At 64.0% G+C, this 14,759-nt stretch carries 15 protein-coding genes and 1 pseudogene; 4 read left to right on the forward strand and 12 right to left on the reverse strand.

Features of this window, described 5'->3' with window-relative positions; genetic code table 11:
* Positions 1–168: 168 nt before the first annotated feature.
* Complete coding sequence (locus NKL04_RS16480) at positions 169–423, forward strand: DUF1344 domain-containing protein (protein WP_023685405.1); 255 nt, start codon at positions 169–171, stop codon at positions 421–423.
* An 84-nt stretch (positions 424–507) separates the two neighbouring features.
* Here NKL04_RS16480 and NKL04_RS16485 read toward each other — a convergent pair whose 3' ends face one another.
* The 3 genes from NKL04_RS16485 to mddA form a co-directional block, all read right to left on the reverse strand.
* A complete protein-coding gene (locus tag NKL04_RS16485) occupies positions 508–1,095 on the reverse strand; it encodes a histidine phosphatase family protein (protein ID WP_023702029.1) in 588 nt (195 codons plus the stop codon).
* 46 nt (positions 1,096–1,141) lie between these two features.
* A complete protein-coding gene (gene fabI / locus NKL04_RS16490; protein WP_023727494.1) occupies positions 1,142–1,963 on the reverse strand; it encodes an enoyl-ACP reductase FabI in 822 nt (273 codons plus the stop codon).
* Positions 1,964–2,187: 224 nt separating this feature from the next.
* Positions 2,188–2,922: a methanethiol S-methyltransferase gene (gene mddA / locus NKL04_RS16495; RefSeq protein ID WP_023702030.1), complete on the reverse strand. Its 735-nt coding sequence runs from the start codon at positions 2,920–2,922 to the stop codon at positions 2,188–2,190.
* Between the two features lie 187 nt (positions 2,923–3,109).
* Between mddA and NKL04_RS16500 the strand changes: the two genes are divergently transcribed.
* On the forward strand, positions 3,110–3,745 hold the full coding sequence (locus NKL04_RS16500; protein ID WP_023685402.1) for a TetR/AcrR family transcriptional regulator: 636 nt from the start codon (positions 3,110–3,112) through the stop codon (positions 3,743–3,745).
* Positions 3,746–3,764: 19 nt separating this feature from the next.
* Here the strand turns inward: NKL04_RS16500 and NKL04_RS16505 are convergent, their stop codons facing one another.
* Positions 3,765–4,694 (reverse strand): DnaJ C-terminal domain-containing protein, encoded by a 930-nt coding sequence (locus NKL04_RS16505; protein WP_023702031.1) that lies wholly within the window; start codon positions 4,692–4,694, stop codon positions 3,765–3,767.
* 124 nt (positions 4,695–4,818) lie between these two features.
* A complete protein-coding gene (locus NKL04_RS16510; RefSeq protein ID WP_023702032.1) occupies positions 4,819–5,280 on the reverse strand; it encodes an RT0821/Lpp0805 family surface protein in 462 nt (153 codons plus the stop codon).
* Positions 5,281–5,308: 28 nt separating this feature from the next.
* On the opposite strand from NKL04_RS16510, the gene pdxH reads away from it, so the two are divergent.
* On the forward strand, positions 5,309–5,938 hold the full coding sequence (gene pdxH, locus NKL04_RS16515) for a pyridoxamine 5'-phosphate oxidase (RefSeq protein ID WP_081725434.1): 630 nt from the start codon (positions 5,309–5,311) through the stop codon (positions 5,936–5,938).
* Positions 5,939–5,960: 22 nt separating this feature from the next.
* On the opposite strand, the gene NKL04_RS16520 is transcribed toward pdxH, so the two are convergent.
* The 6 genes from NKL04_RS16520 to NKL04_RS16545 all read right to left on the reverse strand — a co-directional run bounded on the left by NKL04_RS16520 (position 5,961) and on the right by NKL04_RS16545 (position 11,781).
* The gene (locus tag NKL04_RS16520) at positions 5,961–6,524 is read right to left on the reverse strand and encodes a hypothetical protein (protein ID WP_023702033.1); all 564 of its coding nucleotides are present in this window, start codon (positions 6,522–6,524) and stop codon (positions 5,961–5,963) included.
* Positions 6,521–7,117, reverse strand: a complete 597-nt coding sequence (locus NKL04_RS16525; protein ID WP_023685398.1) for a hypothetical protein — start codon at positions 7,115–7,117, stop codon at positions 6,521–6,523. The genes NKL04_RS16520 and NKL04_RS16525 overlap by 4 nt, the downstream gene beginning before the upstream one ends.
* On the reverse strand, positions 7,114–7,698 hold the full coding sequence (locus NKL04_RS16530; protein ID WP_023702034.1) for a hypothetical protein: 585 nt from the start codon (positions 7,696–7,698) through the stop codon (positions 7,114–7,116). Before NKL04_RS16530 ends, NKL04_RS16525 begins: the two co-directional genes overlap by 4 nt.
* Positions 7,691–9,028, reverse strand: a complete 1,338-nt coding sequence (locus tag NKL04_RS16535) for a hypothetical protein (RefSeq protein WP_023702035.1) — start codon at positions 9,026–9,028, stop codon at positions 7,691–7,693. The genes NKL04_RS16530 and NKL04_RS16535 overlap by 8 nt, the downstream gene beginning before the upstream one ends.
* Before the next feature lie 199 nt (positions 9,029–9,227).
* The gene (locus NKL04_RS16540) at positions 9,228–9,980 is read right to left on the reverse strand and encodes a crotonase/enoyl-CoA hydratase family protein (RefSeq protein WP_031204362.1); all 753 of its coding nucleotides are present in this window, start codon (positions 9,978–9,980) and stop codon (positions 9,228–9,230) included.
* Positions 9,981–10,011: 31 nt separating this feature from the next.
* Positions 10,012–11,781: an acyl-CoA dehydrogenase family protein gene (locus NKL04_RS16545; RefSeq protein ID WP_352723865.1), complete on the reverse strand. Its 1,770-nt coding sequence runs from the start codon at positions 11,779–11,781 to the stop codon at positions 10,012–10,014.
* Positions 11,782–12,228: 447 nt separating this feature from the next.
* Between NKL04_RS16545 and NKL04_RS16550 the strand changes: the two are divergent.
* Positions 12,229–13,340: pseudogene (locus NKL04_RS16550) on the forward strand (glycoside hydrolase family 25 protein).
* A gap of 3 nt (positions 13,341–13,343) precedes the next feature.
* Here the strand turns inward: NKL04_RS16550 and purD are convergent.
* Positions 13,344–14,627 carry a phosphoribosylamine--glycine ligase gene (purD, locus tag NKL04_RS16555; protein WP_023702039.1) on the reverse strand — a complete coding sequence of 428 codons (1,284 nt, stop codon included), beginning with the start codon at positions 14,625–14,627 and terminating at the stop codon, positions 13,344–13,346.
* Positions 14,628–14,759 lie beyond the last annotated feature (132 nt).

The raw sequence follows: 14,759 nt of genomic DNA on the forward strand, positions 1-14,759 counted from the left end.
CCGGCAGCGGACCGGATCAAAGGTGCGTTCTATTGGCGTTTTCCACAGCGGTCAAACTGTGATCCGGCGGTTTTAGTTTTGACACATTCGGTTGGTTTCTGCTCTCTTCCATGCGCCCGTTGAAAGCTCGCCGCCATCCGTGCAGGCGCAATGACAAAGAGGACGACGATGCGTACCCTGATTGGCGCTGCTGCCGCCATGTTGCTGATTTCCACCGCCGCCTATGCCGGCCAGACCGAAGGCCTGATCAAGAAGGTCGACAAGGACGCGCTGACGCTGACGCTGGAGGACGGTAAGTCCTTCAAGCTCAACGCCGAGACCGATCTCGATTCGCTGAAACCGGGCATGGATATCGTCATTGCCTATGACGTGACGAATGGCGAGAACGTCGTCACCGACATGGAACTGCCCGACACCGAGTAACACCGACATCGCACAGGCCCTTGCCGCTCGGCGGAGCCCTGCCCGGATAAACAGGACGGTCGTCCTGTTTTTATCTGCTCGAACCTAAAGCCAATCCAGACGCCCGTCCTGCAGCCTGAGCACCCGGTCCTGCCGCACTTCCAGGTTTGCCGCTTCGTGTTCGGAAACACCTTCGACCATCCTGAACAGGGTCCGCACGACGCCACCATGCGTGACGCAGACCGTCTGGCGGTCGAGCGCGTCGAACCACGGCTTCACCCGTTCGAGCAGCATCTGGTAGCTTTCGGCGCCCTCACCCGGCGGCTGGAAATTCCATTTGTTGCGTCGTCGCGCCTTCGCCGAGCCCGGCATTCGCGCGTCGAGTTCGGCATAGGTAAAGCCCTGCCAGTCGCCAAAGTGCACCTCGACCAGACGCGGGTCGGTGCAGTAGGCATCGGGATCGAGCTGCATCGCCAAGCGCAGCCGCTGCATCGTCTCGCGCGTCCGCTTCATCGGGCTGGCGACAAAGTCGAAATCCTCAGGGTTTTGGATCAGTTCGGCCAGCCGCCGTCCATTGCGGGTCGCCTGCTCGCGGCCGAGCGCGTTGAGATCGGTGTCGGCCTGGCCCTGCAGCCGCGACTCGGCATTCCACTGCGTCTGGCCATGGCGCACGATGTAGACGAGCGGAACCATCAGGTCTTCCGGAAATCAGGACAGGCGGGCGGAAACCGCGGCAGAACTATTCCTTGACGGTCGAAATATCCGGCGCGTCGACCGCCTTCATGCCGACGACGTGATAGCCGGAATCGACATGGTGCACCTCGCCGGTGACGCCACGCGACAGGTCCGACAGGAAATAGACGGCGGAATCGCCGACTTCTTCCTGGGTGACGGTCTGCTTCAGCGGCGAATTGTATTCGTTCCACTTGAGGATGTAGCGGAAGTCGCCGATGCCCGAAGCAGCCAAGGTCTTGATCGGCCCGGCCGAGATGGCGTTGACGCGGATCTTCTTGCCGCCGAGGTCGACGGCGAGATAGCGCACGCTGGCTTCGAGCGCGGCCTTGGCGACACCCATGACGTTGTAATGCGGCATGACCTTTTCGGCGCCGTAATAGGTCAGCGTCAGCAGCGAGCCGCCGTCGGTCATCAGCGCTTCGGCGCGCTTGGCGATGGTGGTGAAGGAATAGACCGAAATGTCCATGGTGCGCAGGAAATTGTCGCGCGTCGTCTCGACATAGCGTCCGGTCAGCTCGTCCTTGTCGGAAAAGGCGATGGCATGGACGAGGAAGTCGAGCTTGCCGCCCCAATGCTTGGCGACATTGGCAAACACCTCGTCGAGGCTCGCCGGATCAGTGACATCGCAATGACCGGCGACAAAGGCGCCCAATTCCGCAGCCAGCGGCTCGACGCGCTTCTTGAACGCCTCGCCCTGATAGGTCAGCGCGATCTCGGCGCCATGGTCGACGCAGGCCTTGGCGATGCCGTAGGCAATCGATCTGTTGTTGGCGACGCCCAGTATAAGGCCGCGCTTGCCGGCCATAAGGCCCTGTCCACCCGCCATGTCAGCGCTCTCCGAAAGATTTTCTGCTTTGGAGTGCCTATCGCACAGGCAGAAAGGCGCATCAAGCGCAGACGGGGCGCGCGTTCAATTCAGACACTCGGCGTGACAACGAATGGGGGATAATATCGTTGTTGTGAGATTTGAACGCCTCACTGCGGCCAGCGCGCCTTGATGGCCCAGGCCCGCCCGACCAGCCGAATCGGCTGGCCGGCAACGCATCGGCCCTATCCAGCCATTTTGCGCCAGGGAATGAGCATTCCCACCTGCTTGCGGTAGCTTCGGTACTGATCGCCGAACATCGCGACGAGATCGCGTTCCTCGAGGAAGATGCCGAGCAAGATGTAGCCGGTGCTGCCCACCGCGAACAGGAGATGGCCCCATGTCATGGACGGCGTCGCCCAGAAGGCCAGGAGGAAGCCGACATAGAGCGGGTGCCGGACCCATTTGTAGAACAGTGGCGTCCTGAACACGGGCGGCGCCGGTTCGCTCTTGCGCAAAGCGGCGAGAACCTGGCGCAGGCCGAACAGTTCGAAATGGTTGATCAGAAAGGTGCTGGTCAACAATACCGCCCAGCCGAGCCAGAACACGCCATGGATGACGGCGACCCAGACCGGGTTCTCGACCGTCCAGACGAGACCGGGAATCGGCCGCCATTGCCAGTAGAGCAGCAGCAGGATGAGGCTGGCCAAAAGCACATAGGTGCTGCGTTCGGCCGCGTGCGGGACAATCCGTGTCCACCAGCGCTTGAAAACCGGCCGCGCCATGATGCTGTGCTGGGCGGCGAAAAGGCCGAGCAGCAGTGCATTGCCGATGACGGCTTCGACCGGACTTCCAGCGACTCCGGAATCGATCGATTTCGGCACGACCATGTTGCCGACGAAACCGACCGCATAGAGAAACGAACCGAGAAAAATCAGGTATGCGGCAACGCCGTAGATAAGGGTGATTACGCCCGCCATGACTGCCCCTCCATGCAAGCATCAGGATTCGGTCGGTCGACCGAATTCAGTGTCAAAAACCATAAATTCTCTGACGAGTCAACTTGATCGGTCGCTCGACCGAGATAGAGTGGAGGGACGTCCAGCCCCCGACAGGAGAAGCTATGATCCGCCCAGATTGCACCGCTACCAGCGGCAGCCACGCCGCATGACGGACGCTGCCCAAGCCGTTACCCCGCCGCAGAACAAGCAAAAGCGCGACACGCGCGCCGAACTGATTTCGGCTGCCGAGTTATGCCTCCATCGAGGCGGTTATGCCGATCTGTCGACGCGCCGCGTTGCCGAGATCGCCGGCGTTCCGCTCAGCCAGATCCATTACCATTTCGGCTCCAAGGAACGGCTGTTCCTGGCCCTGCTCGACCATCTGAACGAGGGCCTGCTGAAGCGCCAGGCGGAGACTTTTGCGGCACCGATGCCGCTGTGGCAGCGCTGGGAGCGCGCTTGCGATTTCCTCGACGATGATCTGGCGTCCGGCTATGTCCGGATCCTGCACGAGATGATCGCGGCAAGCCTGTCGAGCCCCGAAATCGCCAAGGCGGTGCGCCGCGACCTGCGCGGCTGGTTCGAACTGCTGGACGGACTGGCGCAAGAGGCGGAGCGGCGGTTCGGCGGCCTCGGGCCATTCTCCGCCGCCGAAGTGACCAGCCTGGTCAGCGCCGCCTTCCTCGGCAGCGAGACGATGATCCTGCTGGAGATCGAGAGCCCGCATGTCCCGGTACGGCAGGCGCTGCGCCGCTTCGGCGAAACCATCCGGCGGATGGAGGAAGTGGCGCCCGGCAGTTAGCCAGCGAAGTCGAGCCGCGTCAGCCTTTGCGGCTGCGCATCAGCGCTTCGAGTTCGCTGTCGCCGCCTTCCGGCAGCATGATGCGGACATGGGCGTAGAGATCGCCATGGCCGCCGGCCTTTTCCGGCAAGCCCCTGCCCTTCAGGCGCAGCACCTTATCGGAACTCGACCAGGCCGGAATGTTGACCGCCAGCCTGCCGGTCGGCGTGTCGACCGGCACCTTGGCGCCCAGCACCGCGTCGGCCAACGCTACCTCCAGATCGGCATGCAGGTCACGGCCCTCGATGCGGTAGCGCGGGTGCCTGCGGATACGGATCTTGACCAGCGCATCGCCCGGCTGTCCCGGCCCCTGCTCGCCCTGGCCCTTCAGCCGGATGGTCTGTCCGTCCTCGACATAGACCGGCAGCTTGACCGCAATCTTGCGGCCGTCGGGGAACATCGCCGTCACCTTTTCTGCGGTCGCTATCTCCTCGATGGTGACGTCGAGCGTGACGTTGAGATCGGCGGCGGTCGCCTGCTGGCGGCGGTCGCCTGTTCCGGCGCCACGCGCGCCTGAAAAGGCGTCGCCGAAGATCTGGCTGAAGATATCGCTGTTGCCGTCGAACGGATCGCCGCCCGGACGCCCGGATCGGAATTCGAAGCGCGGGCCGCCGGCGCCCTGCTGGCGGCGGAAGCCACCGAACGGATCGCCGCCGCCGGCTGCGCCCTCGAAGCCCTGGAATTTCGGCTTGCCGTCGGCGTCGATCTCGCCGCGGTCGAAGGCCGCACGGTTCTTCTCGTCGCCGACGACCTCATAGGCCTGATTGGCGGCGGCAAAACGGTCCTTGGCCTTGGGATCATTCGGATTCTGGTCCGGATGATACTTTTTGGCGAGCTTGCGGTAGGCCGATTTTATGTCCTTGGCCGATGCGTTCTTGGCAACGCCCAGCACCTCATAGGGGTCGCGCATGCGTCCTGCCCTGGAAAATGAGTTAAATCCACGTTGGCCCTTATATGCGCTCCCATAGGAAGAAATTCCAGTGGCGCGCAGGCTTATCGAGGCTGAAATTGCGGCGCCCGCAAACCCTGGAAAATCAGAGCGGTTTGAAGTCCTGCATGTGCCAGCCGCCGGCCGCGGCGATGCACAATTGGCCCTTGAACAAAGTGACGCCGTCGAAGCTTTCGCGCGAGGCGGTAAAGCTGCGGCAGTCTTGGCCGTTGTCCTGCACTTCGGCGAGTTCGGTGATGGAGCCGCGCGAGCCGGTGTCGGCATTCGCCCACGGCACGGCCTGGCCGCGAAGCTCCTCGATGTCGGCCGAAGACACCGCATTGCCGATCGTGGTCTGGTCGGAAGCGCTGTCGGCGTCCGTCGATGTCACCCTGGCCGGCGCGCTTGAGGTGACGATGGAACGATCGACCTCGGCCTTTTCCAGGCTGAAGCCGCCGGCGCCGCAGGCGGCAAGCGGCAGTGCGATAATCACGATCACGGCTTTCGAACTGGCCGAAGCGATAACGCTCCATTGCCCGCTGTCAAAAGCTTGCGCGATACGCGACAATCGGCAACCTCCTGAAGCTCGAGACAATTTGAGAAAAACTATGAGTGACACTGAGTTAACAAGTAGTGACTTTACCGAAGCCGCCGAGCCGTTCCGGCTCTTTGCTGAGTGGCTGGAGGACGCCAAGAAAAGCGAAATCAACGACGCCAACGGCGTAGCACTTGCAACCGTCGATGCCGACGGCATGCCGGATGTGCGGATGGTGCTGCTCAAGGGTTTCGATGAAAGCGGCTTTGTCTTCTACACGAATTTCGAGAGCGCCAAGGGCCGCGAGATTCTTGGCAGCATGAAGGCGGCGATGTGCTTCCACTGGAAATCGCTGCGCCGCCAGGTGCGCATACGCGGTCCGGTGGAGATCGTCAGCGACGCTGAAGCCGACGCCTATTACGCGACGCGGCCGCGCGGCAGCCGGATCGGCGCATGGGCTTCGAAACAGTCGCGGCCGCTGGAAAGCCGCTTTGCCCTGGAGAAGGCGGTGGCCGAATACACGGCGCGCTACCCTATCGGCGAAATCCCGCGGCCCAAGCACTGGTCGGGCTTCCGCATCGTGCCGCAGGCGATCGAGTTCTGGCACGACCGGCCATTCCGGCTGCACGATCGGCTGGTCTTTTCGCGCAACGCCGAAGGCGGCTGGGACAAGACACGGCTTTATCCCTGAGGATCGCCGGGGCCGCCGGAGATCAGTCCTTCTCCATCTGGAACAGCAGGAAATGCGGCCGTTCGCTGGCAACGCCGACCGCTGGTCGTATAGTCCTGGTGACGTCCTTCGGCACCAGGAATGTCTCGCGCAGCTTGATCGTGTCCCCGGCCTTGGCGCCCGAAAACATCGCGGAAATGCAGGTCTGAACATTGTCCGGCGCGTTCAGCCTTACCGCCGATGTCGGCGACCAGCGCCTTCCCTCGGCATCGATCAGCATCACCTTGCAGCCAAGCCAGAGGTTCTGCAGGTCGGGATCGTCGATGGTCACCGCGAAATCCGCGAGCACCGGTACGGAATCGGGCGGCAGGTTCTTCATTCCGAAGGCGCCGCGCAGATCGGTCAGCTTCCACTCGCTGCCGCCGAAATGCGCGCTCTGGCCCCAGGCCACGCGGCGCTCGAACAGATCGTTGTCGCCGAGCAGCGCCTTGACGCTGTCATAGGCCTGCACCGCCAGGGTCAGGGGAACGAGCACAAGCAGCGCCCAAAGGCTGCGGCGGCGCCATTTTTTCTCCGTCAGCCCTCTATCCTCAATCAGCGCCGTCATTTCGGTTGCCCATCGATCGGCTGCGCCAGATCGAGCGTGCCGACGGTGCCGGCAGGCAGGCCGTCGGAACCGGCTGCGACCGGTCCGATCGAAATCTCGGCCTGCGAATCGAGCGCCGCCATCAGCTTGCTTGAAATCAGCACCGTCGCGTTGCCGGCCTCCTCTGGCCTCACCTCGAAGACCAGCCTCGCCTTCCGCGGCAGGCCGGGGTCGACAGCTACCGGGAGAATGCCTTTGTTGATGAACGACAGCCGCTCGGTGTGGTCGTAGGTCAAGCCCGTTGGTCCGCGCCATGAGGCGACCGCGACGATCGTGGACGCAGCCTTGGCCGCGAACTCGACGGTCACCACCGCCCACACGCCGCCAGTGGTCAGCACCTTGGTCTCGCCGAACCGGTCGGCCTTGAGCTTGCGCGCAAACTCCAGCTTTTCCGCGCGCACCTCGAAGCTGCGGCCGACGATTGTCTCTCCAACATTGCCCCGTACCGGGATCGGGCCAATCAGGTCGGCATAGTGCGGCTTCGAAACCTGCAAGCCGTAGCAGAGCGCTACGGCGGCGAGCAGCAGGACGAGATTGGCCAGTCTGCGCATCATGGCTGGCCTCCAGCATCGGGCGCGACAGGAATGGTCAGCGTGCCGACCGGGCTCGGATTGAACCAGCCGGGCAGGCCGTAGAGGTTGTCGCGCTGTTTGTAGATTTTGCGGATGACTGTCAGGTCGAGGCTGGCTGGAGCGGCAGCACCTTCCGGCAGCTCCCAGATATAGGCCATGCGCTCCGGCATATCCGGGTGCAGTTCCGGCGACAGCGTCTCGTCGCGCGTCAGCACGATGTACGGTTTTGTCGCCGGGTCGACAGCCGGCTGGCTTGCCTGGAAGAGTTCGAAATAATCCTTCGTCGACTGGGCCGTGCGGTTGGTCATGTCGACCTCGAAGACCAGCGCTTTGGTCCCGGGCTTGCGCAACGTGCCATAGACATATTTCTGGGCGCTGACATAGGCCTTCGCCGGCCGCAGCAGCCATTGCCCGGTTTCGATCGGGCCGGCTGGAGCCAGAACCGGCACCTGCGCATGCCTTTCCCCGAAGGCGCCCAGCACGCCGGCAACGGCAATCGCCGCCGCCGTGCCGATGCCGGCGGCAATCCACGCTTTCAGCCGCGATCGGGCGGTTTCAAGCATTCTGCGCCTCGCCTTCCGGACCGGCCGGACCAGCCGGCTGCGCAGCCTCGCTGGCCCGGCGCTTGGGCAGCGCAAATGCCGTTTCGAGGATCGCCGCAAGGAAGCAGATGCGCAACGGCTCGACCAGAATACCGGTCGATGAGTCCTGGAAGGCACTGCCGAACAGCAGCGACACGCCCTCGGACAGCACCTGCCAGATGTCGAGATCGTGCGGGCCGGCGATGCGCGTCGCGCCGAGCCACGCCCATGCCGCCAGCCAGTCGATGAGACGATAGCCGACGATCAGCGTGAGCATGAGCACGACACCCGAGCTCAGCGTGATGCGCACGCCATTGGCGATCGGCAGATAGCGCGAGCGATAGCCGGAGATGAAGTGTTCGACGAAGTCGCGCATGAACTTCGGGATGCTTCGATAGCGGGCGCCGAGGCGCTCGACCCGGTCGTGCACGCGCAGCAGTTCCTTGTCGTCGCGTACATCATAGCCATAGATCAACGCCGTCATGACCAGCCAGATCACCGGCAGCAGCATGAAGAAGAACAGCGCGATGAGTTTTGTTGTCGTATCGATCGAGGTGACTTCGACTGGCACCATCGGGTCGGCAAAGGCGGCGGAAACCGGATTGGCGACGCCGTCGGCCGCAGCCTGAAGCGTGGAAAAGATGTTGCGGCTCATGATCCAGCCGACGATATCGTCCTTCCAGCGCGAGATGACGTACAGACCGACGAAGATCCAGTTGGTCTCGCAGATCACGACCACGATTTGCCAGAAGGACTTTGCGCCGCCGCGCTTCTGCATCGCCTGGGCAAAACGCCTGACCAGCCAGGAGATGACGACGGAAAATATGAGCCAGCGCGAATCCAGCACATCCAGCACATTACCCGCGCCTTCGCCGAACGGCGCCATGTCGAGGGTGACGCGCGAATATTGCCGCACCGAATCGCCAAGAAAGCCCCAGGCGGCGTAATAGGCGAAGAAAGGCAGGAGCGCGACAGTGACCATGCGCGCCAGCCTTGCGGCGCTGCTGCTCGGTTCTTCGCGAGACGTCTTATCGGAGGCTTTGTCCCGCGCGGCCTGTTGCGCCGCGCGGATCGCCGGCAGGCCGGGAAGCAGGGTCTGGAACATGGCGACGGTGACGATGAGCTGCGTCAAGGCGACGAGCGTCAGCAGCGCCAAGCCCGCCATATGGTTGAGGAAGGCGGCGCGCGCGGCGATCTGCATGAACAGGTCGCCGCCCAAAATGCCCAACAGCACCATGGCGATCAGCTGCGGCCAGAAGCGCCACCAGAGCCTGAACGTCAGGCCGAGCGGCCTTGCAAAATCGGCAAGCATGTCCCGGCGTTCAACCCGTCAACGGGCGCCGGCTTCGATGCTGTGCGCATCGATGACAAATTCTCGGGTCATGTCCTCTCCACCTGGCCGCCAGGATCGAGCGAGAAATAGTGCAGGCCGAAGCGCTTTGACAACCCTTGAGCGGTTTTCCCCTGACGCCTACCGCCACCGCCAAGGTCGGATACAGCTTGGCGTGAGCCTATGCCTTCTTGCGCGTCATGAAGGCCGTCAATGCGGCGCGCGCTTCGTCGGACTTCAGCCGCTCGGAGAAATGCTCGCTCTCCACCTTGATGCGGGCGACAAGCTCGTGGCGCGGGGCGCGCATCAGGTCACGCGCAATCTTCAGCGCCTGCGGCGGCTTGGCGGCGATCTCGCCGGCCGCTGCGAGTACCGCGGCTTCTAGCCGGTCCTCCTCGACCACCTCATAGATCAGGCCGGCGGCCTTGGCGCGCTCGGCGGAAAAACCTTCGCCGAGCCCAAGCAGGGCGAAGGCGCCCTGCCTGCCGAGGATGAGCGGCGCCAGCAGGCTGGAGCCCGCCTCCGGCACCAGGCCGAGGTCGACGAAGGGTGTGCGGAACACCGTGCGCGGCGTGGCGAAAGTCAGGTCGCAATGCAAATTGAGCGTGGTGCCGATGCCGACCGCAATGCCGTCGACGCCGGAGACCATCGGCTTCTCCGTTTTGGCCAGCGCCATCAGGAAGTCCCAGACCTCGTTGCCGCCCTCACCGCCGGTGGCGATGACCAGGAAATCGGCGAGATCGTTGCCGGAAGAGAAGGCGCCTGAAACACCGAGGAAGACATGGACGCGGACCGCCGGGTCGGCATCGCCATCAGCCAGCGCCTTGGACATTGTCGCATACATGGCGCGCGTCAGTGCGTTCTTCTTGTCGGGACGGTTCATGCGGATGATCTGGATGGCGCCCTGGCGCTCGACGAGAATATGGTCTGTCACGGTCATTCTTCCCTGGTGAGCGCTCTGGTATTCAGGCCGTTATCAGCGCCTTGCCGGCGTCAGCGAGGCTCTCGGCGCCATCGATGACGCGTTCCTTCAAGGCGCTGACTTCGCCGAGCAGGTTTTCGGCGAAAAAGCGGCAAAGGGCGATGCGGCTCTGCTGGGCAAGTCCGCCACGCGCCAGATAAGCGCCGCCGGCAGCAAGCGAGATCAGCCTGAGATAGGGGGTCGCACCGGCTTGCGCTTCGTCCAGACGGCCGTCGGCCAGCAGCTTCTGCAGGAAGCGCGTCGCCTCGGTGAGATCGTCGAACGCCTGGTCAAGCGCTTCGGCGGTGCGGCCGAAGCCCTGCAGGTTCGAGGTCCGCACCTCGTCAGCGATGGCCTCCAGTTCGGCGATATAGCCATGCACATGCTCGCCGCCGCCAAGCGGCAATTTGCGGGCTACAAGGTCGATCGCCTGGATGCCGTTGGTGCCTTCATAGATCGGCGCAATGCGGGCGTCGCGATAGAGCGCGGCCGCGCCCGTCTCCTCGATGAAGCCCATGCCGCCGTGGACCTGGACACCCAGCGACGCAACGTCGACGCCGATATCGGTGGAAAAGGCCTTGGCCAGCGGCGTCAGCAGATTGGCGCGATCGCGCCAATGCGCGGCCTCCTCGCCTGCCGACAGACGCGCGAAGTCGATGGCGTGGGCGCAGGAATACGAGATGGCGCGGGCGATCTGGGTCAAAGCCTTCATGGTCAAGAGATTGCGCTGCACGTCGGGGTGATGGACGATCGGCGCCATCCCGGCGCCTGAAAAGTCGGATGCCTTGCCCTGGCGGCGCTCATTGGCATAGGCGATCGCCTTCTGTGTCGCGGCTTCCGCCACCGCCACGCCCTGCATGCCGACGCAAAGCCTCGCGTTGTTCATCATGGTGAACATGCAGGCGAGCCCCTTGTTTTCCTCGCCGATCAGCCAGCCGATGGCGCCGGGGGTCGCGTCTTGAAAACCGTCGCCATAGATCATGGTGCAGGTTGGCGAGGCATGGATGCCGAGCTTGTGCTCGAGGCCCGAACAGAAGACGTCGTTGCGGGCACCGAGCGAGCCGTCATCATTGACCAGGAATTTCGGCACCAAAAACAGCGAAATGCCGCGCGTGCCGGCCGGTGCGTCGGGCAGCCGCGCCAGCACCAGATGGATGATGTTGTCGGTGAAATCATGCTCGCCATAGGTGATGAAGATCTTCTGGCCGAAGATGCGGTAGGTGCCGTCGCCGGCAGGCTCGGCGCGGGTGCGCAGAGCGGCGAGATCGGAACCGGCCTGCGGCTCGGTCAGGTTCATCGTCCCCATCCAATCGCCGGAAACGAGCTTCGCCAGATACCTTGCTTTGAGCGCCTGGGAAGCATGCTTGTCGAGCGCCTCGACCGCGCCCATGGTCAGCGTCGGGCCGATGCCGAAGGCCATGGCGGCGGAGTTCCACATTTCGAGCGCGGCAACGCCGAGCATGGTCGGCAGGCCCTGGCCACCGAATTCTTCCGGTCCGGACAGCGCGTTCCAGCCACCGTCGATCCAGCTGCGGTAAAGCGCCCTCCAGCCGGGCGGCGTGGTCACGGCTGCATCGTTCAGCACCGCGCCGTGCTCGTCGCCGATCTTGTAGAGCGGCGCCACTTCCTCGCTGGCGAAGCGGCCGGCCTCGGACAGGATGGCGTCGACAAGGTCTTCGCCGAGGTCGCCGAACGCGCCGCTGTCGAGCGCCGGTTTGAGCCCGGCGACATGCTTGAGCGTGAACGAAATGTCGTCGACCGGGGCCTTGTACATGCCGCTTTCTACTCCGCTGCTCCGACCGCTCGATCCTAGGACCCGGGCCGATGCAAAACCATCCGCCTCTGGGCGGCCTCCGACCTTCTTTTTACGTAAACGTCAAACTTTGTCACGCGGATTTTCATCGAACTTCGTCGTCCACAGGTGGAGCGGGAGCGTAGCGGATGCCGAGTACCATGTCGCGACCTCGCGCTAGGGGCGCAACGGTGCAGAATTCCGCGCCGTGGCAACGCTTCGAAGTCGCGGAATGCATACTATGGTCCGCGCCGCGTCGCTTCGCTCCTTGCTTCGCCATAGAATGACGAAATCGCGAGAGCGACAGGACTCCTGCCCGAAAGCACTTCCTTAACCATACCGGTCCACCATCGGTGTTTGGTCAGCGAGGATCCCTGTTTGAAAACGCCGGCGCATCTTCTTCGCCGCTCAGCGATCGCTCTCGCGGCGATGATGGCGCTGACGTCAGCGGCTACAGCCTCGGACTTTTCCGAGCCTTGGCGGGATGGCGACCGCGCGCTGGTGGTCGACGCCTATGAATACAATTCCATCGACTGGGCGCAGCTTGCCACCGACAAGCGCATTGTCGGCTTCATCAACAAGGCCTCCGACGGGCTGCCGCCGCCCTATTTCTGCTACGGCGACGAGCCTACGGTCAAACTCTGCAAGACATTGTGGAAACGCTTTGCGGTGACGCGCGAGCTGTTTCAGACGCGCAAGGTGGTGGCCAAGGCGCTCGGCCTGAAATGGGGCGCCTATCATCTTGCCCGCCCGGCAATCCGCTCGAGCAGGCCAACAGTTTCATCGATTTCGCCGAGCCAGCCCCTGACGATCTGCTCGCCCTCGATCTCGAAGGCAACGACCCCTCGCAATGGATGTCGCTCGAGGATGCCGAGGAATTCGTGCGCCAGGTGCACCGGCGGCTCGGCCGTTTCCCGATCCTCTACACCAACGGCAAGACCGCCCAGTACATCGCCGACAACCGCTACCAATACCGTCTGCTGTCGCGGCTGCCGCTCTGGTATGCGCGCTACAAGCCCGACATCGACGTGCATTTTCCGATGGGCAACTGGCAGGGTTATGCGCTGTGGCAGTTCTCGGCGCAGGCCAATTGCGGGCGCCTGCGCTGCCCCTACCGCGTCGCCGGCACGCCCAACGACATCGACGTCAACGTCGCGCCGATGGACGCGGCGGCACTGCGCCAGCAATGGCCCTTCGGCGGCCTGATCGACGTGCCGCCCGACTACCTCGCCTCGATACCGGTGCCAGTCTCGCGCGCAGCCGGGCTCGCCGGAAAAGTCACCATCACCTATGCCGATGTGGCGACGCCACCGACGGTCGAGGAGATGGTGGCGGTGCTCGGCGCGCGCTGGCAGACATTCCGCGCTGCCTTCCGCATGCCGGTGGTCAAGACGGTGCCGCGCCGCGCGCGCTTCGGCATTGCCGAGTATGTCGCCTGGAAGCGGACTGCGTATCGTTCGGAGGCTCTGCTCGAGGCCGCCTTCTCGCAGGCCGCCGACCCGGTCAGCACCGCTTCGACGGAACTCGTTCGCGAGCGCTGAGGCTCAGGTGGCGCTGGCTTTCTCCCGCGCCACCGCCTGCCAGCCTATGTCGCGGCGGCAGAAGCCTTGCGGCCAGTCGATGCGGTCGAGCGCGGCGTAGGCGCGGCTCTGCGCTTCGCCGACCGTCTTGCCTGACGCGGTGATGTTGAGCACGCGGCCGCCATTGGCGACCAGCGCGCCGCCATTGATGGCGGTGCCGGCGTGGAAAATCTCAACACCATCACCGGCCGCCTCTTCCAGCCCGCGGATGACCGAGCCTTTTTCCGGCGTCCCGGGATAGCCCTGTGCCGCCATCACCACGGTCAGCGCGGCATCGTCGCGCCAGCGGATCGAACTGTGCGCCAACTGGCCGTCGACGGCGGCGTTGAGCAGCACCAGCAGATCGTCCTTCAGCCGCATCATCAGCACCTGACACTCGGGATCGCCGAAGCGGGTGTTGTATTCGATCAGCTTCGGCCCCTTGTCGGTGATCATCAGCCCGGCAAACAGAATACCGGCGAACGGCGCGCCAAGCTCGGCCATGCCGCGCATGGTCGGCTCGACGATCTCGCGCATGGTGCGCTCGACCATTTCGGGGCTCATCACCGGCGCCGGCGAATAGGCGCCCATGCCGCCGGTGTTGGGGCCGGTATCGCCATCGCCGACGCGCTTGTGGTCCTGCGCGGTGCCAAAGGGAAGTGCGGTCGTGCCGTCGCACAGGCAGAAGAAACTCGCCTCCTCGCCGGTCATGAATTCCTCGACTACTACCTCAGCGCCGGCGTCACCGAATGCGCCGTCGAAACAAGCATCGAGGGCGGCGCGCGCCTCGTCCAGCGTCATGGCGATGGTGACGCCCTTGCCGGCGGCAAGCCCGTCGGCCTTGATGACGATCGGCGCGCCGACCTTTTCGACATAGGCTTTCGCCGAGGCAAGATCGGTGAAGCGGCCATAGGCGGCGGTCGGGATGCCGTATTTGGCGCAAAGGTCCTTGGTAAAACCTTTCGAGCCTTCGAGCCGCGCTGCCCGCTTCGACGGGCCGAAGACGCGGATGCCCTGCTCACGCAGATCGTCGGCAATGCCGGCGACCAGCGGCCCTTCCGGCCCGACGACGACGAGATCGATCGCGTTGTCCTGGCAGAAGCTGGCAACAGCGGCACGGTCGGCGATGTCGAGCTTGACCAGTTCGGCCTCGTGGGCGATGCCCGGATTGCCGGGCGCGGCATAGAGCCTGGTCAAAAGCGGCGAGGCCGCGATCTTCCAGGCCAGGGCATGTTCGCGGCCGCCGGAGCCGATTAACAAAACGCGCATGCCGATGTCCCTTGTCATTTCACGACAGGGACTGCGCTATTGCCCCGGGCGGCGCGGGTCAAGAGTTTTACCTTGCGCCATACCGGTTGCGCACGGGAACGTCGCGCCGAGAGCACGGCGTCCCCGGCCGGT

The sequence above is a fragment of the Mesorhizobium sp. C264A genome, assembly GCF_040324515.1.
Lineage (GTDB): Bacteria > Pseudomonadota > Alphaproteobacteria > Rhizobiales > Rhizobiaceae > Mesorhizobium.